This window comes from Mesorhizobium sp. B263B2A, assembly GCF_020165775.1.
GTDB lineage: Bacteria > Pseudomonadota > Alphaproteobacteria > Rhizobiales > Rhizobiaceae > Mesorhizobium > Mesorhizobium opportunistum.
Genome location: NZ_JAIUIU010000001.1, coordinates 239,816 through 260,173 on the forward strand (window position 1 = coordinate 239,816; position 20,358 = coordinate 260,173).

Annotated in this window: 26 protein-coding genes; 11 read left to right on the forward strand and 15 right to left on the reverse strand. The window is 63.5% G+C overall.

All coding sequences use genetic code 11. The features are described from left to right. Nucleotides 1-33 precede the first annotated feature (33 nt). The 3 genes from LB568_RS01140 to LB568_RS01150 all read right to left on the reverse strand — a co-directional run bounded on the left by LB568_RS01140 (nt 34) and on the right by LB568_RS01150 (nt 2,740). Nucleotides 34-492, reverse strand: coding sequence for a RidA family protein (locus LB568_RS01140; RefSeq protein ID WP_140575292.1), 459 nt, complete (start codon nt 490-492; stop codon nt 34-36). Between the two features lie 106 nt (nt 493-598). Continuing rightward, nucleotides 599-2,146, reverse strand: coding sequence for a magnesium-protoporphyrin IX monomethyl ester anaerobic oxidative cyclase (bchE, locus tag LB568_RS01145; protein WP_224728798.1), 1,548 nt, complete (start codon nt 2,144-2,146; stop codon nt 599-601). Nucleotides 2,147-2,263: 117 nt separating this feature from the next. Next, nucleotides 2,264-2,740, reverse strand: a complete 477-nt coding sequence (locus LB568_RS01150; RefSeq protein ID WP_013891868.1) for an Lrp/AsnC family transcriptional regulator — start codon at nt 2,738-2,740, stop codon at nt 2,264-2,266. A gap of 137 nt (nt 2,741-2,877) precedes the next feature. Here LB568_RS01150 and phhA point away from each other — a divergent pair, with 137 nt between their 5' ends. Beyond that, nucleotides 2,878-3,714, forward strand: a complete 837-nt coding sequence (gene phhA / locus LB568_RS01155; RefSeq protein ID WP_224728799.1) for a phenylalanine 4-monooxygenase — start codon at nt 2,878-2,880, stop codon at nt 3,712-3,714. 81 nt (nt 3,715-3,795) lie between these two features. Here the strand turns inward: phhA and LB568_RS01160 are convergent, their stop codons facing one another. Then, nucleotides 3,796-4,200, reverse strand: a complete 405-nt coding sequence (locus LB568_RS01160; RefSeq protein WP_140575282.1) for a VOC family protein — start codon at nt 4,198-4,200, stop codon at nt 3,796-3,798. A gap of 102 nt (nt 4,201-4,302) precedes the next feature. Between LB568_RS01160 and LB568_RS01165 the strand changes: the two genes are divergently transcribed. Continuing rightward, on the forward strand, nt 4,303-4,935 hold the full coding sequence (locus LB568_RS01165) for a TetR/AcrR family transcriptional regulator (protein WP_013891865.1): 633 nt from the start codon (nt 4,303-4,305) through the stop codon (nt 4,933-4,935). A 48-nt stretch (nt 4,936-4,983) separates the two neighbouring features. Here LB568_RS01165 and LB568_RS01170 read toward each other — a convergent pair whose 3' ends face one another. Continuing rightward, nucleotides 4,984-5,481, reverse strand: a complete 498-nt coding sequence (locus LB568_RS01170; protein WP_224728800.1) for a MarR family winged helix-turn-helix transcriptional regulator — start codon at nt 5,479-5,481, stop codon at nt 4,984-4,986. 94 nt (nt 5,482-5,575) lie between these two features. Here LB568_RS01170 and LB568_RS01175 point away from each other — a divergent pair, with 94 nt between their 5' ends. Further along, entirely contained in the window at nt 5,576-5,743 is a 168-nt protein-coding gene (locus tag LB568_RS01175) for a hypothetical protein (RefSeq protein ID WP_013891863.1), read from the forward strand. A gap of 57 nt (nt 5,744-5,800) precedes the next feature. Here the strand turns inward: LB568_RS01175 and LB568_RS01180 are convergent, their stop codons facing one another. From LB568_RS01180 to LB568_RS01190, 3 genes are all read right to left on the reverse strand, one after another. Continuing rightward, nucleotides 5,801-7,240, reverse strand: coding sequence for a GMC oxidoreductase (locus LB568_RS01180; RefSeq protein ID WP_224728801.1), 1,440 nt, complete (start codon nt 7,238-7,240; stop codon nt 5,801-5,803). Next, on the reverse strand, nt 7,237-7,431 hold the full coding sequence (locus tag LB568_RS01185) for a hypothetical protein (RefSeq protein ID WP_224728802.1): 195 nt from the start codon (nt 7,429-7,431) through the stop codon (nt 7,237-7,239). Before LB568_RS01185 ends, LB568_RS01180 begins: the two co-directional genes overlap by 4 nt. Before the next feature lie 213 nt (nt 7,432-7,644). Continuing rightward, a complete protein-coding gene (locus LB568_RS01190; RefSeq protein ID WP_023765460.1) occupies nt 7,645-8,406 on the reverse strand; it encodes a GGDEF domain-containing protein in 762 nt (253 codons plus the stop codon). Nucleotides 8,407-8,567: 161 nt separating this feature from the next. Here LB568_RS01190 and LB568_RS01195 point away from each other — a divergent pair, with 161 nt between their 5' ends. Beyond that, nucleotides 8,568-9,287: a pyrimidine 5'-nucleotidase gene (locus LB568_RS01195; RefSeq protein WP_224728803.1), complete on the forward strand. Its 720-nt coding sequence runs from the start codon at nt 8,568-8,570 to the stop codon at nt 9,285-9,287. An 86-nt stretch (nt 9,288-9,373) separates the two neighbouring features. On the opposite strand, the gene LB568_RS01200 is transcribed toward LB568_RS01195, so the two are convergent. Further along, nucleotides 9,374-10,219 carry an LOG family protein gene (locus LB568_RS01200; RefSeq protein ID WP_013891858.1) on the reverse strand — a complete coding sequence of 282 codons (846 nt, stop codon included), beginning with the start codon at nt 10,217-10,219 and terminating at the stop codon, nt 9,374-9,376. Between the two features lie 143 nt (nt 10,220-10,362). Here LB568_RS01200 and dapD point away from each other — a divergent pair, with 143 nt between their 5' ends. The 4 genes from dapD (at nt 10,363) to LB568_RS01220 (ending at nt 12,800) form a co-directional block, all read left to right on the forward strand. Beyond that, nucleotides 10,363-11,217, forward strand: coding sequence for a 2,3,4,5-tetrahydropyridine-2,6-dicarboxylate N-succinyltransferase (gene dapD, locus LB568_RS01205; protein WP_013891857.1), 855 nt, complete (start codon nt 10,363-10,365; stop codon nt 11,215-11,217). A 72-nt stretch (nt 11,218-11,289) separates the two neighbouring features. Beyond that, nucleotides 11,290-11,643 carry a DUF805 domain-containing protein gene (locus LB568_RS01210; protein WP_140780654.1) on the forward strand — a complete coding sequence of 118 codons (354 nt, stop codon included), beginning with the start codon at nt 11,290-11,292 and terminating at the stop codon, nt 11,641-11,643. Further along, complete coding sequence (locus LB568_RS01215) at nt 11,636-12,013, forward strand: DUF805 domain-containing protein (protein ID WP_013891855.1); 378 nt, start codon at nt 11,636-11,638, stop codon at nt 12,011-12,013. The genes LB568_RS01210 and LB568_RS01215 overlap by 8 nt, the downstream gene beginning before the upstream one ends. 13 nt (nt 12,014-12,026) lie before the next feature. After that, the gene (locus tag LB568_RS01220; RefSeq protein WP_140575271.1) at nt 12,027-12,800 is read left to right on the forward strand and encodes a hypothetical protein; all 774 of its coding nucleotides are present in this window, start codon (nt 12,027-12,029) and stop codon (nt 12,798-12,800) included. Here LB568_RS01220 and LB568_RS01225 read toward each other — a convergent pair. After that, the gene (locus LB568_RS01225; RefSeq protein ID WP_224728804.1) at nt 12,703-13,752 is read right to left on the reverse strand and encodes a 2-dehydropantoate 2-reductase; all 1,050 of its coding nucleotides are present in this window, start codon (nt 13,750-13,752) and stop codon (nt 12,703-12,705) included. The genes LB568_RS01220 and LB568_RS01225 overlap by 98 nt on opposite strands. Before the next feature lie 127 nt (nt 13,753-13,879). On the opposite strand from LB568_RS01225, the gene dapE reads away from it, so the two are divergent. Together dapE and LB568_RS01235 are read left to right on the forward strand one after the other, a co-directional pair. Next, nucleotides 13,880-15,073, forward strand: a complete 1,194-nt coding sequence (gene dapE, locus LB568_RS01230) for a succinyl-diaminopimelate desuccinylase (protein WP_224728805.1) — start codon at nt 13,880-13,882, stop codon at nt 15,071-15,073. 5 nt (nt 15,074-15,078) lie between these two features. Further along, nucleotides 15,079-15,711 carry a hypothetical protein gene (locus LB568_RS01235; RefSeq protein ID WP_013891851.1) on the forward strand — a complete coding sequence of 211 codons (633 nt, stop codon included), beginning with the start codon at nt 15,079-15,081 and terminating at the stop codon, nt 15,709-15,711. Between the two features lie 35 nt (nt 15,712-15,746). On the opposite strand, the gene truA is transcribed toward LB568_RS01235, so the two are convergent. From truA to def, 4 genes are read right to left on the reverse strand one after another with little or no spacing between them, the layout of a single operon-like run. After that, on the reverse strand, nt 15,747-16,496 hold the full coding sequence (gene truA / locus LB568_RS01240; RefSeq protein ID WP_224728806.1) for a tRNA pseudouridine(38-40) synthase TruA: 750 nt from the start codon (nt 16,494-16,496) through the stop codon (nt 15,747-15,749). A 23-nt stretch (nt 16,497-16,519) separates the two neighbouring features. Then, on the reverse strand, nt 16,520-17,026 hold the full coding sequence (locus LB568_RS01245; protein ID WP_013891849.1) for a GNAT family N-acetyltransferase: 507 nt from the start codon (nt 17,024-17,026) through the stop codon (nt 16,520-16,522). After that, entirely contained in the window at nt 17,023-17,976 is a 954-nt protein-coding gene (gene fmt / locus LB568_RS01250; protein WP_013891848.1) for a methionyl-tRNA formyltransferase, read from the reverse strand. The genes LB568_RS01245 and fmt overlap by 4 nt, the downstream gene beginning before the upstream one ends. 3 nt (nt 17,977-17,979) lie before the next feature. After that, nucleotides 17,980-18,510 (reverse strand): peptide deformylase, encoded by a 531-nt coding sequence (def, locus tag LB568_RS01255; RefSeq protein ID WP_013891847.1) that lies wholly within the window; start codon nt 18,508-18,510, stop codon nt 17,980-17,982. A gap of 103 nt (nt 18,511-18,613) precedes the next feature. Between def and LB568_RS01260 the strand changes: the two genes are divergently transcribed. Then, nucleotides 18,614-19,885, forward strand: coding sequence for a DNA recombination protein RmuC (locus LB568_RS01260; RefSeq protein ID WP_013891846.1), 1,272 nt, complete (start codon nt 18,614-18,616; stop codon nt 19,883-19,885). Nucleotides 19,886-19,906: 21 nt separating this feature from the next. On the opposite strand, the gene LB568_RS01265 is transcribed toward LB568_RS01260, so the two are convergent. After that, a complete protein-coding gene (locus LB568_RS01265) occupies nt 19,907-20,311 on the reverse strand; it encodes a GFA family protein (protein ID WP_013891845.1) in 405 nt (134 codons plus the stop codon). Nucleotides 20,312-20,358 lie beyond the last annotated feature (47 nt).

The following is a 20,358-nucleotide window of genomic DNA, read 5'->3' on the forward strand; positions in this document are numbered from 1 at the left end:
CCGCCTGGGCGGCGCGCGGTTGGGCGGTACGCGCTAATCAGGCAGTGCCGCCACCGCCACGATCTCGATGACCAGATCGGGATGGGCAAGTGCGACCACTCCGATCACCTCCGATGGCGGCGGATTGTTGTAGCTGCAATGCTTTGGGCAATGCTCGGCAAAGAATTCATCCATCACGTCCAACCGGAAATTTGGCGAGCTCAAGGCCCCGCCGTCCGGAAACGGTCCCTTGACGTACTGGGTGATCTTGACGAGATGCTCGAGCGAACTGCCGAGTTCCTCCAAATCCGATTTGATGTTCGTCAGGATGGAGCGCCATTGCGTCGCCGCGTCACCAACGGCACCTCCCTTGCCACTCGACGGATCGTAGTTCTCGGCGGTGCCCGTATTTCCGGCAAGGAAGACGAACCCCCTGGCTCCCGTCACGACAGTGCCTTTCCCCCAGGGCATCAGCCGGTCACCTTTCATCTTCTTATGCGTGACAAGGTTCATCGCTTCCTCCTGCCGGTAACCAACGGTTCGATTGCAGAAAATTAGCGCACTGCCCGCCGGCCGCCAGGGCCAGCCTCGCGGCAGCGACACCTGGAGGAAGCGCCACTCAGGCGGAGCGCGATTGCGCGACGGCGGACGCGGCCGGTTTTCGGGCTGGACGCTGGAAGATCATCGCTTCTTCCTCGGCATCCTGCGGCGCGCCCCAGAATTCGGCGAGCGTCGGCCCGTCTTTCACCCTGATGTCGCGCGCCAGAAAACCCCAGACTTCGCGGAACCAGACACGGCGGCCCATCCGCGTATACCAGCGCATCGAATGCCGCTGCTCGGGATCGGGGTGGAACAGGATGCGCGCCAGAGCCTTTGGCCGCGACTGCACGGCGAGTTCGATCAGCTTGACCAAGAAGAACAGCATCCACGGCTTCAGCCGGGTCATGTGCAGCACCTGATGCTTGTAGTCCCACAGCCGGGCGTCCTGCTGGATCACCTTGCGGTCGCGGGCAATCCTGAAGAACGGCGTCCAGCGATGCGGCGTCACGTAAAGCGCCTGGATCTGGTCGGGGTCGTAGGCGATGAGCTGGCGAAAGCCGCGCCAGAGGTCGCGAAACCCCTCATCCTCGAAACCGGCCACCCAGGTCGCCATCGACAGGATGCCATGCTTTCGCAGCAGCCGGATCGCCTCGCGGTCGGATGAAATGCTGCCACCCTTGCGGATCAATTGGAGTGTCTGCTCGTCGGTGTTCTCCATGCCGAGCAGCCAGCGGATGACACCGGCCTTGCGGTAGAGATGCAGGATATCTGCGTCGCGCACGATGTCGTCGGCCCGCGTCGAGCCGACGATCAGCACCGGCACGTTCTCGGCGATCAGGGCGTCGAGAAAGGCGCGCCAGGCCTTCTTCGATACGGTCGGGTTCTCGTCGGCGAGATTGATCAGTTCGACGCCGTGCTCGCGGTGCAGCCAGGCGATTTCCCGCGCGAATTTTTTGGGATCGCGGTGCCGCCAGCGGGTCCAGAAGCCGCGCTGGCCGCAATAGTTGCACAGATGTGGGCAGCCGCGCGAAAACTGCATGACCACGGCGCGCTTGCCGCCCCAATAGCTGTAGCGGCTGTGGTCGATCAGTTCCCAGCCGACGCGGTAGGCGTCGAGCTCGGTGATGGTCATCGCCGGCTGCGTCGCGAAGGGACGGCGCAAATCGTCGCGAAAGGCGATGCCGGCCACGCTTGCCGGCGGCTGGTGCATTTCAAGCGCCTCGACCAGCGCCACGACGGTCGCCTCGCCCTCGCCGCGCACGATGAAGTCGAAGACATCGGTCGCCCCGAGGATGTCACGCCAGTGATAGGTCGGGAAGACACCACCATAGATGACGATGGTCGCCGGCTCGCGTGCCTTGATCATCCCGGCGATCAAAAGGGCGGTCGGGTGCGCCGAGGTCGAGCCGGAATGGCCGATCAGGACGAAGTCCGGTCGATCGTCGAGTGCGCTGCGCACCACAATGTCGAGCGGCATCGGCCCGAATTCGGCATCGACCAGCCGCACCTCGTGGCCGGCATCGAGCAGCGGGCCGCCCACCGCCAGCAGGCCAAGCGGCGGCAGATGATCGTCCGGCACGCGGCTGCCGATAGCGGTGTGCGGCGGATTGATCAGGACGATTTTCATGGCGGACCTCCTGGAGGGATGATCCGCGCATGCTGGCCGGCGATGTGGACCCCGGCTTGGCCGGTTTCAGCAGTTTGCGTGCAGCTTCTCCGCAGGAATGCGGAAGGATGGGCGATGTCATCGCTTCAGGTGCGCGAGCGGCACGTGGCCGGGCCCCTTGATGTTCTGCAGCACCAGCTGGGTGTGCACGTCGCGCACGCCGTCGAGCCGCATCAGCCGGTGCATGACGAAGGCGTTGAGTTCGTCGACCGACGGCACCATGACATGCAGCAGGAAATCGTGGTCGCCGGTCATCGTCCAACATGATGACACCTCGTCCATGCGCTGCACCGCGGCAATGAAGCTTTCGGGCGAGCCGTCGCTGTGGCTGACCAGGCGCACCTGGATGAAAACCTCGACCATCAGGCCGACCGCGCGGCGGCTGATCACCGCGGCAAAGCCCTTGATGATGCCGGCATCCTGCAGTGCCTCGAAGCGCCGCGCGCACGGCGTCGTCGAAAGGCCGATCTCCTGCGCCAGCTCCGATACTGGCTTGCGGCCGTCGCGCTGCAGGACATCGAGCATCTTGATCTCGAAATCATCGAACTGAGGCATTTTCACTCCTATAGCGCAGATTGTGAGTGAATATTATCCACGATATCGCATTCGAGCTACCACAAAAGCCGATTTGCCCCGGCAAATCCGGTTAGCCTTTCGGCAGGTCACCATCATGATTTGCAGGGAGAAAAGCCATGACGACGATGAGCGTTGCCGAATATGCCCGCGACTGCGCGGCGCAAGGGTTGCGTGGCGACTATTCGGTCTGCCGTGCCGATTTCACCGTGCCGCAGGGCTATGACTACAGCGCCGAGGAACAGGCGGTGTGGCGCACATTGTGCGACCGCCAGACCAAGCTGACGCGCAAGCTCGCCCATCATTCCTATCTCGACGGTGTCGAGAAGCTCGGCCTGCTCGACCGCATCCCCGATTTCGAGGACGTCAGCGCCAAGCTGCGCAAGCTGACCGGCTGGGAGATCGTCGCCGTGCCGGGTCTCATACCGGCCGCCCCCTTCTTCGATCATCTCGCCAACCGCCGCTTCCCGGTCACCAACTGGCTGCGCACCAGGCAGGAACTCGACTACATCGTCGAGCCGGACATGTTCCACGATTTCTTCGGCCACGTGCCGGTGCTGTCGCAGCCGGTGTTCGCCGACTTCATGCAGATGTATGGCAAGAAGGCCGGCGACATCATAGCGCTCGGCGGCGACGAGATGATCACCCGGCTCTACTGGTATACGGCCGAATACGGCTTGATGCAGGAGGCAGGCCAGCCGCTAAAGGCCTTTGGCGCCGGCCTGATGTCGTCCTTTACCGAATTGCAGTTCGCCGTCGAGAGCAAGGACGCCCATCACGTGCCCTTCGACCTCGAAACAGTGATGCGCACCGGCTACGAGATCGACAAGTTCCAGCGCGCCTATTTCGTGCTGCCGTCCTTCGACGCCCTGCGCGATGCCTTCCGGACCGCCGATTTCGAGGCGATCGTCACCCGCCGCAAGGGCCAGCCAGCACTCGACCCGGCGACGGTCTAGTGGATCCGGCTCCCGTGTTTAAGGCGCGTCGCGTGGATCCATTTCGACGCGACGCGCCTTGGGCGCTTTGATCTCGCCAGGCTATTGCATGGCAGACGGGTTCATCCACAGGAACTCCCAGACGTTTCCGTCTGGGTCTTCGATGTGACGGTTGAACATGAAACCGAGATCCTGCGCTGGATTGGGATCGGCGCGGCCGCCTGCCGCCACGCCCTTCTCGATTATGGCATTGACCTCGTCCCTGCTGTCGGTGGTGAGCGCGATCAGCATCTGGCTGTCACGCTTGGGATCGCCGATCTGCCGCGCTGTGAACTGGCTGTAATGCTGGTGCGTGAGCAACATGACACCAATGGAGTCCGAGAACATGATCGAGCTGGCCTGGTCGTTCGAGAACTGCGGATTAAGCGTGCCCCCGATCGCGAGATAAAAGTTTGTCGCTGCCTGCAGGTCGCGCACCGGCAGATTAAGGAAGATCATCTTGGTCATCGGTCTAGGCTCGCCTTCGTTGACAGGGTACTAGTCAGTCCAGTACCGTTTCAGAGCTATCATACGGGAACGGTACCGTCTAGTACCGGTCGAGAGGCGCCAATGGAAATCGAAGGTGAGACCAGATCGGCACGCAAGGATCGTGAAATCATCCAGGCGGCCACGGCGGCGTTCATCGGCAAGGGCTATGATGGAACCAGCATGGAGGAAATCGCCACAAGGGCGGGAGCTTCCAAGCAGACCATCTACAAGCATTTCACGGACAAAGAGACGCTTTTCGGCGAAGTCGTCCTATCAACCGCTACCCAGGTCAACGATGTCATAGAGTCCGTGACGACACTGCTTTCCGAGGCGAAATTCATGGAGGGCGGCCTGCAGCAGCTTGCTCGACGTTTGGTAACGATGCTCCTGGATGAAGAGTTGTTGAAGCTGCGGCGCCTGATTATCGCCAACGCGGATCGAATGCCGCAACTTGGCCGCAGCTGGTACGAAAAAGGTTTTGAGCGCATGCTTGCCTCAACGGCGTCCTGCTTTCAAAAACTCACCGATCGAGGACTGATGCAAACCAGTGATCCCCGTCTGGCAGCCAGCCATTTGTTTGGAATGCTTCTTTGGATTCCCATGAATGAAGCTATGTTCACGGGAAGCAATCCGCGCTCCAAGGCCGAACTTGAACGGCACGCGGATGCCTCGGTGGAGGCGTTTCTTGTCGCCTATGGGGTCCAGCCGAAATAGTCCGGCTCCCTGCCGGCGTTCGCGGTAACGCCGGCGAACACATGGCCCCTATCGCCTGGGAATGACCGGCCCCTCGGCCTTCAGCCGCGCAAGCTGGTCGCGCTGCAGGTCGAGCGCGGCGTTGACGAAGCGCGATATTGTGGCAAGTTCGGCGTCGCTGAAGGCGGCTATGACCTTTTCGCCTTCCCGCGCGATGGCGCCGTAATAGCGTGCCGACAGATCCCGCGTCGCCTCGGTTGCCTCGACCACCACCTTGCGCCTGTCCTCGAGGCTGCGCGTGCGTGTCAGCAGGCCACGCGCTTCCAGCCGGTCGATCAGCGCCGTCACCGCGGCCGGGGTGAGCCCGGTCGCGGTTGCGATCGCGCCGGCCGATTGCGGTCCGCCGTAAAGCAGTCCGAGGCAATGGCGCTCGGCCATGTTCAGCCCGAGCTTTACCCCGACCGCTTCGTCATAAGCCTGCGTCGCGTCCTGCCACTGCATGATGGCAAGGCCGATCTCGGCCGTCATTGCCTTGCGATTTCCACTTGACGAATTTATTTCGACCATCTAACTATCAATCTGTCTAACATTTAGACTATCGCAGCAATATGCGGCTGCGCCGAAGACATGGCAAGAGCCTGCCGCCGACAAGGAGTGAAAAATGAGCTTGATTCAACAGCGCGCGCCTCTCTCTCATGATGAGGAGTTCAAATACGCCAAGCTTGCAATGGAATGGTATGGCTGGGGCTCTCCCATCGGCCTCGGCATTCTGCTCGTATCCCTGGCCGCCGCAGCGGTGCTGGTGCGCATCGCCATCTACGGTTTTTGAGCCGATACCAAGCTTTGCCGGCGCCGTCTTCAGCGCCGGCAGAGATTGCAAGGGAGCTCAGACGGCAACCACCTTGGCCAAATGCTCACCCAGCCGGCAGGCCAGCGCGGTGATCGTCGTTGTCGGGTTGGCTTGCCCCGACGTGCAGAACACCGAAGAGCCGCCGACATAGAGATTGTCCATGCCATGCACCTTGCAGTTGGCGTCGACCACGCTCTTGGTGACGTCGGTGCCCATGCGCGTGCCGCCCATATGGTGGTGGCCTGCCGTCTCGTCGTTGGTCGGATAGTCCTGACCATTGGCGATCCAGTCGGCGATGCGCACCCGGCCGAGATTCTTCTCGATCAGCGTGGTGCCGAACAGCCTAAGCCCCTCGAGAAGGGTACGGCGTTCCAGGTCCGATTTCTTCCAGTGCAGTTCGATGCGCGGCACGCCGGCGTGGTCGACATCGGTCTTCGACAGTTCGATCTGGTTGGAGGCCCGCGGCGCCTGTTCCCAGGCGACATAGAGCTGGGCCGCGCAGCGCAGGTTCTGGCTCAGCTTGGAGGACATCCATTCCGCCATGTTGGGCGCCGTGCAGGCAAGATCGGCGATCAGGCTCTTGACCCCCGGATACGGCGTCTCGATCAGCCGGATGCCGAAATTCATGATCTGCAGGCGCTCCATCGCGGCGAGCGTCGGCGAGAAGAAGGCCTCGTTGACGGCATCGACCTCGAACGCGCCGTAGTCGGCCAGGATGGCATTGCCGCCCTCGAAGGTCGGGTGCTCCATCCAGTAACGGCCGAGCGCCGCCGCATTCGGCACCACGCCGCCGTTCGAGCGCCGGTTCGACCACAAAAGCAGCCGTGAATTCTCCAGCCCGCCGGTGCAGACAATGAAATAATCAGCGCTGAAGAAGCCGGCATCCTGGCCGTCGGACCACAGCCTGGCACCGGTCACCCGTTTGCCGTCGCCGGCAAGTTCGGTGGCATAGGTGTTGAGCACGATGGCGATGTTGCCGCTCTTGTCGAGTTCGTCGCCGAATTTCTCGGCGAAACGCACCGCCGGGCTCTTGATCAGCTGTACCCAGCGAATGTCGTCCGATATCGGCACATCCGGCCGGAAATCGGGAAGGTCAAGGATGTCGTGCACCTCGTTCAGGTAGGGCTCGATATCGGCGCGGCGGATCGGCCAGCCGGTGTCGGGTGCCCAGGCTTTCGGCTCGAAATCCTGCTTGTCGAGCACACGGCACCATCCGGCCCAGTGGTTGGAGCTGCCGCCCATGAACCGCAGCCGGGTGATGTCGAGGTCGAAATAGAAATCGCCGACGGTGGTGCCGCGGTAGAAATCCTGGGATTCGTCGCTGAAATCCCGCGCGCCGGCTTCCAGCACCACGACCGGAATGCCGGCGGCACCGAGCTTGCGGGCAATGGTGGTGCCGGCAGGGCCGGAACCGAGGATGCAGACCTTGGGTTTGAAATTGGCGGCGCGATACGCCTCGTAACTGTCGAAGATCATGCCAGATCGCTCCGCTTCAGGATCCAGCCATTGGCCTCGACGATTTCGTTCGGGTCAGCCAGTGCATCGACCCGGGATGCACCGGGATTGGCGGCGTCGGCGTCAGGCGATTTGCGGAACAGGGACAGGGCAGGCATTGCGATCAGCGCCTGCATGATCGTGCGGCGCGACATTTCTTTGAAGAAACTCATGACTGGTCTCTCGATGGGAGCCTCGGCTGCGCATGGCGTTCCCGGAACGGGACATGCATCGGGGAAGAAGCTTGTTTCGTGCCAAACCTAACCGTGAAGCCGTTTCAAACCGGATAATGGTGCGGCCGGCTGCAAACAAAGTTAGAAATCTCTTAACGGCGGCGCTGGCTTGAGTGGCCCATGGGCCCGGTCTCCCGGCCATTCGCCGGCGGCTTATGCGGCGGCAGAGATATCCGTATCGAGGACCGACAGGTTGCGGCCCGCGTGCTTGGCTTGATAGAGGCGCCGGTCGGCGGCGCGCATCAGCTCCGATACATTGGCTTCCTCGCCGCAGACGGTGCCGCCGATGCTGACGGTCAGCGGAATGGTCCGTTCGTCGACGGGCCGGAAGCGGATCAGCTCGACCTCGCGGCGAATGCGCTCGGCGACGCGCTTGGCCTCCTGCTCGGTGGCTCCGACCAGGAACGCGCCGAACTCCTCGCCGCCGATGCGGCCGAGCACGTCGCCGTGGCGCACGCCCCGTTCGATCGCGCTGGCGATCAGCAGCAGCGCATCGTCACCGGTCAGGTGACCGAAACTGTCGTTGATCTTCTTGAAATGGTCGGCGTCGATGATCAGCAGCGCGCCGCGATCGGACTTGCGTCGGGAGCCATCCAGCGCGGCGAAGAAGCTCTCCCGGTTGAGCATGCCGGTCATGTCGTCGCGGCTTGCCTTTTCCGCCAGGCGGCGATGAGCGGCGGCGAGCTGGGCGTGCGCCCGGGCAAGTTCGCGATGCGCGTTTTTCAGCCTGTCGCTCTGCCAGAAGGTGCTGGCACAAGCAACCCAGGCGAGTACCAGCGGACAAACAGTCGAGGTCAGCCAGATCGTCCGGCTCATCGGAAATCCCATGGCCGGAACGATGATCAGGGTCAGCAGGAGAGAGATGGCGACGGAGGCGAAAGCGATAGCGGCGGACTTCAGAATTATGGTGTTCATCGCTGGCTCCCACAGGACTGTCTCTGTGCCAGCAAGCCCTGAAGGCCACCTTTCCCGGATGCTTAAAATTTGAATCGTGAGCCCATTTTTGCCACTTTGGTCGCGCGGAAGTTGTGGATAAAGTGCCTTTCGGAATCCGCGTTTCATGCCATAAGGGGCACATGACCACGCTCCCCGATCCCGCCCGCTTCGCTCATGTCACCGACTGGGTGTTCGATCTCGACAACACGCTCTATCCGCACCATTCGAATCTGTTCTCGCAGATCGACGTCAAGATGACCGCCTATATCGGCGAGTTGCTGGCGCTGCCGCGCGACGAGGCACGCAAGCTGCAGAAGGAGCTTTATCTCGAATATGGCACGACGCTGAACGGACTGATGACGCGCCACCGCATCGACCCCGACGATTTCCTCGAGAAGGTCCACGACATCGACTATTCGTGGCTGGTGCCCGACCCCGTTCTCGGCACCGCCATCCGGCAGCTTCCCGGCCGCAAATTCATCTTCACCAATGGCGACCGCAGGCACGCCGAGCGCACCGCGCGCCAACTCGGCATCCTCGACCATTTCGACGACATCTTCGATATCATCGCCGCCGACCTCAATCCCAAGCCGGCGCGCCAGACCTACGAGAAGTTCGCCGAACTGCACGCCGTCACCGGCCACAATGCGGTGATGTTCGAGGATCTCGCCCGCAACCTTTCCGTGCCGAAATCACTGGGCATGACCACCGTCCTGGTGGTGCCGCGCAATTTCGAGCCGACCTTCTCCGAAATATGGGAGCGCGACCCCGCGCAAGAGGACGACGTCGACTTCGTCACCGACGATCTGGCGACGTTTCTCACGGCGATTGTGGAAGGGGTAGAGGAGTTGAAGAACTGAGGAGTTGAAGAACTGGGGAATTGAAGAACTGGGGAACGATCCGGCTCCCTTTTTTCCTTCAGTTCTTCAGTTCCCCAATTCCCAGCCTACTCCCCCAGCTTGTAGAACCGGCTGATAATCCCCCACGCCTCGTCGGCGGTGTCGACGAAATCGATGATGTCCTGGTCGCCGGGGCTGATCGTGCCCTGTTCGGCGAGGAAATCGAGATCGATCGCCCTTTTCCAGAACGACTTGCCGAACAGGATCACCGGCACGCGTTCCATGCGTCCGGTCTGGATCAGGGTCAGCGTTTCGAAGAATTCGTCCATCGTGCCGAAGCCGCCGGGAAACACCGCCACCGCCTTGGCGCGCATGACGAAGTGCATCTTGCGGATGGCGAAATAATGGAAGTTGAAGCACAGCTCCGGCGTCACATAGGCGTTCGGCGCCTGCTCATGCGGCAAGACGATGTTGAGCCCGATCGACGGCGCGCCGACATCGTCGGCGCCGCGGTTGCCGGCTTCCATCACACCTGGTCCGCCGCCGGTCACCACGACATATTCGCGGTAGTATGAAGTCGCCGACTGCTGCGAGCAGAGACGGGCGAACTTGCGCGCCTCCTCGTAATATTTGCTGTTTTCCTCGAGGTTCTTTTTCTGCGTCTCGTTCTTGGCCGCCCAGGCTTCGCCGCCGGGCTCGGGCAAACGCGCGCCGCCGAACAGGATCACCGTGGAATGGATACCGCGCTCGGCCAGGATCATTTCCGGCTTCAGGAGTTCAAGCTGCAGCCGGACCGCGCGCAATTCGCGCCGCGTCATGAACTCGGGATCGTTCCAGGCCAGCCGGTAGGTCTCGGCCCGCGTCTGCGGCGTGTCCGGCACGCTTCTCGACCGCTCCAGATCCTCGTCCGAATGCGGCAGCGGCGTCCATCCCGCCTTTTCCATGGGAGTCATCGAATCCACCGTCCAATTCCCTTAACTGCGCCGTCCCGTGACGCACACGCGATTGACCCTCATACAGCCTTAACATAGGGTCCGCGCGACTTTTAAACAGGTTAAGGCTCAGGCCCTTAACAGCTTGGTAATGGAGCGAAATCATGTCGAAGCCCGATCTGGCAAGCCTCGAAAAGACCATCGAGAAGGCCTTCGAGGAGCGCGACACGATTTCGACCGCGACCCGTGGCGAGACGCGCGATGCCATCCAGTCGGCGCTCGACCTGCTCGACCGCGGCACGGTGCGCGTCGCCGAGCGGCAGGACGACGGCAAGTGGCACGTCAACCAGTGGCTGAAGAAGGCGGTGCTGCTCTCCTTCCGGCTCAACCCGATGGAAATCATCAAGGGCGGCCCGGGCCAGGCTGTGTGGTGGGACAAGGTGGCGTCCAAGTTCGACGGCTGGAGCGCCGTCGACTTCGAGAAGGCGGGCTTCCGCGCCGTGCCGGGATCGATCGTGCGCCGCTCCGCCTATGTCGCCCCGGGCGCGGTGCTGATGCCGTCCTTCGTCAATGTCGGCGCCTATATCGATACCGGCACGATGGTCGATACCTGGGTCGGGGTCGGCTCTTGCGCCCAGATCGGCAAGAATGTGCATCTTTCCGGCGGCGTCGGCATCGGCGGCGTGCTGGAGCCGATGCAGGCCGGTCCCACCATCATCGAGGACAATTGCTTTATCGGCGCGCGCTCGGAAGTGGTCGAGGGCTGCATCGTGCGCGAAGGCTCGGTGCTCGGCATGGGCGTCTTCATCGGCCAGTCGACCAAGATCGTCGACCGCGCCACCGGCGAGGTCTTCTACGGCGAGGTGCCGCCAAATTCCGTCGTCGTCGCCGGCTCGATGCCCGGCAAGCCGTTGCCGAACAACGAGCCCGGCCCCAGCCTCTACTGCGCCGTCATCGTCAAGCGTGTCGACGCCAAGACCCGGTCCAAGACCTCGATCAACGAGTTGCTGCGCGATTGATCTTTCCGCCGGGTGGGCGCACCTTCCGCCGGCGCGGCAATCGGTCGCGCTGGTTCGACATGGAGGGGTGACATGGACTGGAAATATCTGCTGACCAGCTATGAGGGTCGCATCAACCGCGCGAAGTTCTGGGCCAGCGTCGGCATCATTTTCGTCGGCGCGGTAATCGCGATGATCCTCGACAACATACTGGGCACGACGTTCAACCAGATGCCTTACGGCTTTATCTATTTGCTCTACTCGCTTGCCATGCTCTATTCGGTCTTCGCCTTCTACGCCAAACGCTGGCATGATCGTGGCAAGTCCGGTTGGTGGAGCCTGATCATCCTGGTGCCGTTCATCGGCGCGATCTGGTTTCTGGTGGAGTGCGGCATTCTCGAAGGCACCAAGGGTGCCAATCAATACGGACCGGACCCGCTTGCCTGAAAGTTCAAATCTCACCTGGCTTTTCTTCAAGACATCGGGCCGCGTCAGCCGCGCGGCCTATTTTCTTGGCGGGCTGCTCGTCGCCATCATCCAGGCGTTTCCGCTGTACCGTTTCACGCTGGTGCCGGAGGGCTCGGCCGAGAGCAACATGTGGTCGTTCATCTTCTTCGTCGCCTTCATCGCCTCACTGTGGTCGAACATCGTGCTGGCGGTGAAGCGGCTGCACGACCTCGACAAACCGGGCATTGCCGCGCTGATCCTGTTCGTGCCGGTCGTCTCGATCGTCGCCTTCCTTGTGTTGTGCCTGTTTCCAGGGCAGCCTGGACCCAACCGCTATGGCCGGCGCACCAACGAGCCGGAACAACCCTGAGGATCGATCGGGCATGCGCTACCGTACGCTTGATCCGAAACTGATCGTCGAGACCGCCGAGCGGCTGGAGGGCCGCATCGCCGACCGTTTTCCCGATGCGGGACTGCGCGGCGTCGCCGCCGAACTGGTGTCGTTGTCGCGCGACCTGGCAAAGGCCGCCAAGGCGCTCGAGGCGCCGATCTGGTGGCTGCGCGGCATCATCGTCGCCGCCGTCGTCGCCGGCGCGCTGGTCTTCCTGTTCGTCGGCACCATCCTGCCACTCATTCACATTTCCCAGGCCGACGACGCAGTGCAGTCGGTGCAAGGCATCGAAGCCACGATCAACATGATGATCCTCGCCGTGCTCGGCTTCCTGGCCCTGATCCGCACCGAGGAACGCATCAAGCGCAAGCAGGTGTTTCGTCAGCTGCACGGCCTGCGCTCGCTGATCCACGTCATCGACATGCATCAGCTGACCAAGGATCCGGCGGCGCTGTCGGCCAATTTCAAGCCCACCCTGCACTCGCCAGCCCGCATCACCAATGCCGCGGATCTGGCACGTTATCTCGACTATTGCTCGGAAATGCTGTCGATCACCGGCAAGATCGCCGCGCTGTTCGCCCAGTCGGTCAATGACGCCGTGGTCATCGACGGCGTCAACGACATCGAGAATCTGAGCTCCAACCTGTCACGCAAGATCTGGCAGAAGATCACGCTGATCGAGGGCCACCCGGCGCCAGAACCTGTTCCGGCGTCAGGCCCGGCGATCCAAGCCGCGCCGCTTCGGCCGCGCGCACCAAAGCGGTAACGCTTTTCAAGAGCGGCGCCGGTGTGCCTGTTTTTTCTGCGAGGCCGAGCACCGCACCTTGCAGCTCGCCGATCTCCGTCGGCCGGCCGCGCCGCAGATCGTCCCACATCGACGAGCGGGCCTCGGGGTCGATCGCCAGCATGCGTCGCGCCAAAAGCTTGAACAGCCAGTCCGGCAGCCTGAGCACCTTCGGCAGCAGCGCCGGCCGCAAGCCGGCGATACGAGCGGGCTCGATGCCGGAGGCTTTCATCGCCCGCAGCGCTTCGTCGATCTGGCCGGCCAGGATCAGCCGCCAGCGGCGATCGGCGAGTTCGCGCGCCAGCGGCAGGTCGGAAAGCGCCACCAACGCGTTGTTCAAATTCATCAACAGCTTGCCCCACAGCACCGCCTTCATGTCGCCATGGGTTTCGACCGCCAGCCCTTCGACATTCAGAAAACTGGCGACATCGAGGAGGCCGGCAAGACCGTCCTCGATCATCACCTTGCCGTCGCTGGCGCGGTGGACGCGCAGCGGCAATTCGCCGTCCGGCGACTGCACGACATTGAACGGCACCATGCCGGCCAGCACCGTTCGTCCGTCAAGTCCGGCGCGCAGCCTGTCGGCGTTGTCGACGCCGTTCTGCAGGCTGACCGCGACGGCATCGGGGCGGGCATGGGCCTTGATGAGGGCGGCCATCTCCTGCGTCGCGCCGCTCTTGACCGTCACCAGGATCACGTCCGCTTGCCGTAAGGCGGTGGCGGGATCCGCGGTGACCTCGAGCGCCTCCGGCTTGACCAGGCGATCACGGCCTTCGAGGTCGCTGACGCGCAATCCGACCTGGCGCAGTGCCGTCTCTATGCGCGGCCGGGCCAGCAGGATCACCTGGCGTCCGGCAAGAGCCAGGCAGCCGCCGGCGTAGCAGCCGATGCTGCCGGCACCGGCAATGACGATCTTCTTCCCGCCGTTTGTCATTCTTTCGTTCCGCCGCGGCCGCGACTATACGACATGAAAACCATAATGTCGGCGCTTTGTCAGGCCATTGGGCTGGCCCCTATGTCTGGCCGTGACAGGCCCTCAGCTTTCGACTATCGGTTTTGCCATGACGCTGCCGACCGACCCCGCCGCAAACCTCGCCACCCTTATCCGTTGCGCTTCGGTGACACCAGCCGAAGGCGGCGCGCTCGGCGCGCTGGAAACGATGCTGAAACCGCTCGGCTTCCTGGTCGAGCGGCCCGTGTTTTCCGAGGATGGTACGCCCGACATCGAGAACCTCTATGCAAGGCGCTCCGGCAACGGCCCGCATCTGATGTTTGCGGGTCATACCGATGTCGTGCCGGTCGGCGACGAAGCCGCTTGGACGCATCCGCCTTTCGCCGCCGAAATCGCCAATGGCGAGATGTATGGACGTGGCGCCGTCGACATGAAGGGCGGCATTGCCTGCTTCATCGCCGCCGTGGCGCGCCATGTCGAGGCAAATGGCGGCCCGAAAGGCTCGGTCTCGCTGCTGATCACCGGTGACGAGGAAGGACCCGCCATCAACGGCACGGTCAAGCTGCTCGAATGGGCGGCGTCCCGGGGCGAGAAGTGGGATGCCTCGATCGTCGGCGAGCCGACCAACCCGGATGCGCTCGGCGACATGATCAAGATCGGCCGGCGCGGCTCGATGTCGGGCGCCGTCACCGTCAATGGCCGCCAGGGCCATGCCGCCTATCCGCAGCTTGCCGACAATCCGGTGCGCGGGCTGATGAGCCTGGTCGACGCCTTGCTGCATCCCGTCTTCGACAAGGGAACCAGGGATTTCCAGCCGACCAATCTGGAAGTCACCTCAATAGATGTCGGCAACCCGGTCACCAACGTCATCCCGGCGAAGGCGGTCGCTGTCTTCAACATCCGCTTTAACGACACCTGGACGGCCGAAACCCTTCAGGCCGAAATCCACAACCGCCTCGACCAGGCGGCCGGCCGCAAGAAATATCGGCCGGGCAAGAAGACGCCGGTCGACTACGATCTCGTCTGGCGCGACCGTCCGAGCCACGTCTTCCTGACCCGTGACGACCGGCTGGTCGAAACGCTTGCCGGCTCGATCAAGTCGGCGGTTGGCAAGGAGCCGACGCTGTCGACCTCGGGCGGCACGTCGGACGCGCGCTTCATCAAGGACTATTGTCCGGTGGTCGAGTTCGGCCTGGTCGGCAAGACCATGCACATGGTCGATGAGCGCGTCGCCATTGCCGATCTCGAAACACTGACGCGGATCTACCAGCGCTTCATCGAAGACTGGTTCGGGCAGGGCTGAGCGGCATGCTTTCGGCGGACGAAACCCAAGCTTCGCTGACTGGCGCCTGGCGGCTGATGCTCGGCAAGGTCGACGGCCTGCGCCTGCTCGACCTGTCGGCCGACGGGTTCTGGAATTCCTTCTTCGCCATCATCGTTGCGGCGCCGGCGCTGATCGTCGGCTGGGTCGGGATCGCCAACGAGATCGGCGATCCCGACGCCTTCGCGGGTCGCTTCAGCATGCTGCTGCGGTTGGCGACCGTCGATATCGGCTCCTGGGTGCTGCCGCTGGTCGCGCTCGCCCTGGTGGCGCCGCGCGCTGGTATCGGTGGCCGTTTCGTCCACTATGTCGTTGCCAGCAACTGGGCCTCGGCGATCACCGCCTGGCTGATGCTGCCGTCGGCGCTGATCAGGCTCTTCCTGTCGTCGGCAAGCCAGGTCTCGAGCCTCGTATCGCTGCTGTTGTTTGCCCTGTCGATGGTGCTGACCTGGCGCATGACGAACGCCACGATCGGCAAGGGAGCGGCGGTCGGCACCGCCGTCTTCGTCGGCATGTTCATCGCGTCGCTGCTGGTGCTGTTCGGGCTGCAGATGCTGCTCGGCATCGCCGTGCCGGACGATGTCGGGGCTCAGAGCCTTTCCGGGCTCTATCCCGGATAGAGCCCCGTCCCTATCCCGGATAGAGCGTCCCGCCTCTATTCGGGATAATCGACGCCAATGAGAAAAAGCCCGTCGGGCGGCGCCACCTGGCCGCAAGCGGCGCGGTCGCGCGCTTCGAGCGCCGCCTTGAGGTCACCGGCGCTCCAGCTACCGTCGCCGACGCGCTTGAGCGAACCGACCATGGATCGCACCTGGTTGTGCAGGAAGGAGCGCGCCGAAGCCCGCACCTCGATCATGTCGCCCTGTCTGCTCACGTCGAGCTGCTCCAGCGTCCGGACCGGGCTGTTGGCCTGGCACTGCGTCGAGCGGAAGGTGGTGAAGTCGTGCCGCCCTAGCAGGATCTTCGCCGCTTCGTGCATGGCGCCGGCGTCGAGCCGCTTCGGCACCCACCACACCTTGCCCTTCTCCAGCGCCGAGGGCGCGCGTCGGTTGAGGATGCGGTAGAGATAGTGGCGGCCGGTGGCCGAGAATCGGGCGTCGAAATCGTCGGGGACGACGCCTGCCTTGAGGATGACAACGCGTGCGCCCGCCGCCTGCAGATGGGCGTTGACGGCATCGCGCACCTTGTCGCCAGGCCATGCCTTGACGAGGTCGACATGTGCGACCTGAGCCGTGGCGTGCACGCCCGCATCGGTGCGGCCGGCGGCGCGCAGTCGCACCGCCTCGCCGCAGAATTTTTCGATCGCCTCTTCGATCGCCTGCTGCACCGAAGGCTGATCGGCCTGGTGCTGCCAGCCGGCGAAAAGGCTGCCGTCATATTCGATGTCGAGGCGAAAACGCGGCATGCCGGGCAGCTATACGCTTTCGCCTAGGCGGCGAGAGCGGTGAAGGCGGAAGCATAGATCAGACTGCCGGTTTCCGGAGCGTCGCCCCAGGCCAGCGCCTGCAGCGCTTCGCCCTGGTATTCGCTCTCGAACTTTTCGGCCCGCGTATGGCTATAGCCGAAACGGCCGTAATAGGCCGGATCGCCCAGCACCACGGCCAGCGTCTCGCCGGTATCCTTGAGGCGGATATGCGCCTCGCGGATCAGCGCGCCGCCAATGCCGCTGCCATGGAAGGAGGGCTCCACCGCCAGCGGCGCGAGCGCCACGGCGGCGAAGCTCTTGCCGCCATTTTGGACGAACAGCCGGGAAAACAGGATGTGGCCGACCACTTGCCCATCTTCCTCCGCCACCAGTTCGACGACGGCATCGCCGCCGGTCACCAGCGCATCGACCAGCCCGGCTTCCGCCTGCTGGCCGAAAGCGTGTTCCTCGACGTCGCGAATGGCCTCGCGATCCCGCGGCGTCGCCGCGCGTATCGACATCATGCTCATGAGAACTTCATTCCTTTTTCGATCTTGGCCCCGCGCAGGAATTCCGGCGCGGCAGCAGGCCTTCCGCCCGCGCGTTGAACTTCGACCAGCCTGACCGCGCCTGTTCCGCAGGCTACCGTCAGCCGGTCATCGAGAATGCCTCCCGACTCGCCCAAATCATCCGAAAGCGGCAGGCCTTCGGACAGCGTCGAGCGAAGCAGTTTCAGCCGCTCCGGGCGGCCGCCAATGTCAATCTCGGACCAGGCGCCGGGAAAGGGCGACAGGCCGCGAATGGTGTTGTGGACCTCGGCCGCCGGCCGCGTCCAGTCCACATGCGTCTCGGATTTATCGATTTTTCTGGCGTAAGTCACCCCATCCACGGCCTGTGTGGTAAATCTCAGGGTGCTCTCTTCCAGCCGCGCCAGCGCTTCCACCATCAGGGCAGCACCGATGCTCATCAACCGATCATGCAGATCGCCGGCCGTCATATCGGGTTCGATGGCGCATTTTTCAACCAGTCCCACCGGCCCGGTGTCCAGGCCCTCTTCCATGCGCATCACCATCATGCCGGTTTCCAGGTCGCCCGCCATGATGGCGCGCTGGATGGGAGCCGCGCCCCGCCACCGCGGCAACAGTGACGCATGGCCGTTGATGCAGCCGAGCCGGGGCGCGTCGAGGACCGCCTTCGGCAGTAGCAACCCATAGGCGACGACCACCGCGATATCCGCCCCCAGGGCATGCAAAGCGGCCTGCTCGGCTTCGCCTTTCAGCGATACGGGCATGCGCACCTCGACGCCCAGCCGCTCAGCCTCGCGCTGCACCGGCGACGGCGTCAGTTCCAGCCCGCGCCGTCCGGCGGCGCGCGGCGGCTGGGTATAGACGGCTGCAATCTGGTGTCCCGCTTCGGCAAGCGCGCGCAACGTCGGCACCGAAAACTCAGGCGTGCCCATGAAGATGACGCGAAGGGGCATTCCCTATCCCACCAGTTTGCCCGGCGCCTTGTCCTTGGCGAGCTTCTTGAACTTCTTCACCACCATGTCGCGCTTCAGCTTCGAGATGTGGTCGATGAACAGCACGCCGTTGAGGTGGTCGATCTCGTGCTGCAGGCAGGTCGCCATCAGCCCCTCGGCCTCCATCTCCTGCAGCTTGCCGTCGCGATCGAGGTATTTTACGCGCACCGAAGCGGGGCGTTCGACTTCGGCGTAATAGTCGGGGATGGATAGGCAGCCTTCCTCGTAGACCGAGCGGGCGTCGGCGCTTTCCAGGATTTCCGGATTGATGAAGACATGCGGCGCCGGCGTCTCGTCTTCCTTGGCGAGATCGATCACCAGCATGCGCAGGGGTTCGCCGATCTGGATCGCGGCCAGCCCGATGCCTGGCGCGTCATACATGGTGGCCAGCATGTCGTCGGCTAATCCGCGCAACGGCGCGTCGACGCGTTCCACCGGCTTGGAAACCTGGCGCAGGATGGGGTCGGGAAGGATGATGAGCGGCTTGATCGGCATGGCGTTCCACGTAAGACGTCCAGCGAAGAGCGTCAACCGGGGCGTCTGAGCCTCGTTCACGTTTTGATCTGTGTCGTCGGGCCGAATCGGCTATGCTGTCCACATGAATGACCTGAGCACCATCCTTTCGGAGCCCGTGGCACGGCTTGGCGCCTCCACGATCACGCTTGGCCACGCGCTGGCTTTCGGCGCATTGCTGTTTCTTGGCCTGTTCGTGGCGCTTGTCGTCGCGCTGTGGCGGTCGGCCAAGGCGCGCGCCGTGGCGGCTGCCGAAGCCGCCGACCATGCTCGCGACGCCGAAGCGCGGATGGCCGGCATTCTGCAATCCCAGGCCGAGATGCAGGGCCGCATGGGCGCCATCGCCGAAGTGTTCGGCGCGCGCCAGGCAGAGCTGACGCAATCGATCGGCCAGCGCCTCGACGCCATGACCGGCCGCATCGGCCAGACCATGACCGAACAGACCAAATCCACGCATGAGAGCCTGGCGAAGCTGCAGGAGCGGCTGGCGGTCATCGACACCGCGCAGGGCAACATCCAGTCGCTCGCCGGCCAGGTCGTGCAGTTGCAGGCGATCCTCTCCAACAAGCAGACGCGCGGCGCCTTCGGCCAGTCGCGCATGGAGGCCATCGTCGCCGACGGCCTGCCGCATGGCGCTTACGAGTTCCAGGCAACGCTGTCGAACGGCAGCCGGCCCGATTGCCTGGTGAAAATGCCGAATGGCGCGCCGTCGCTGGCGATCGACGCCAAGTTTCCGCTGGAGGCATGGAACGCCATCCGTGCCGCCGATGGCGCCGACCTGCAGAAGGTCGCCGCCCAGGCCTTCCGCCGCGACATCGAGATCCATGTCCGCGACATCTCGGAAAAATACCTGATCCAGGGCGAGACGCAGGACACCGCCTTCATGTTCGTGCCGTCGGAATCGGTGTTCGCCGAGATCCACGAGAATTTCGAGGCGATTGTCCACAAGGCGCATCGGGCGCGCGTCGTTATCGTTTCGCCGTCGCTGCTGATGCTGTCGATCCAGGTCATCCAGGCCATCCTCAAGGACGCCCGCATGCGCGAACAGGCGCATCTGATCCAGGGCGAGGTGATCCGGCTGATGGAGGATGTCGCGCGGGTCGACGAGCGGGTGCGCAAATTGCAGGTCCATTTCGGCCAGTCGGCCAAGGACATCGACGATATCCTGGTCTCGACATCGAAGGTCACCAAGCGCGGCCAGAAGATCGAGGCGCTGGAATTCGGCGCGCAGCCAGACGGCGATGCCGGCCCGGACGGAGCCTCACGCGCACCGGCCGCGAAGGCCGATGCAGGCCCCCGCGTCGCCGATTCGAAGACCGGGCAGCTCAGGCTGAGGGTCGTCGAAGGCGACGATTGAGGCGCAGCGCCGGACCCGGCGCTACTGCTCCTCCACCGTGGTCATGCCCTGAAATTCAGGCAGCCAGTGCAGCGCCGAGCGGTGCCATTTCTGCAGTGTCGGAACCAGATCCTGACGTTGCCGCGCGGTCCCCGCCCGAATTCCATAGACCTTCGGACCATCGCCGACCGACGTGGCGTAAAGGTGCGAGCCGCAGTCTGCGCAAAAGGCCTGGACGCGCTTGGCGCCGCTCGCCACGGTCTTGATGTAGATTTTCGGGGTGCCCCGCGTGATCCGGTAGTTGTTTTCCGGCGCCGGAACCGTCACGCGAAAGGCGGTGCCGGTCAGCTGCTGGCAATCCGTGCAATGGCAGATAGAGGTCTTTTCCGGGTCGACCTCCGCTTCATAGGTGATGGCGCCACAGTGGCATCCGCCGTCTATCTTCATCGTCGTTCCTCCTGCAATTCGGACCAATCTTAGCGGGGCAAGCCCGC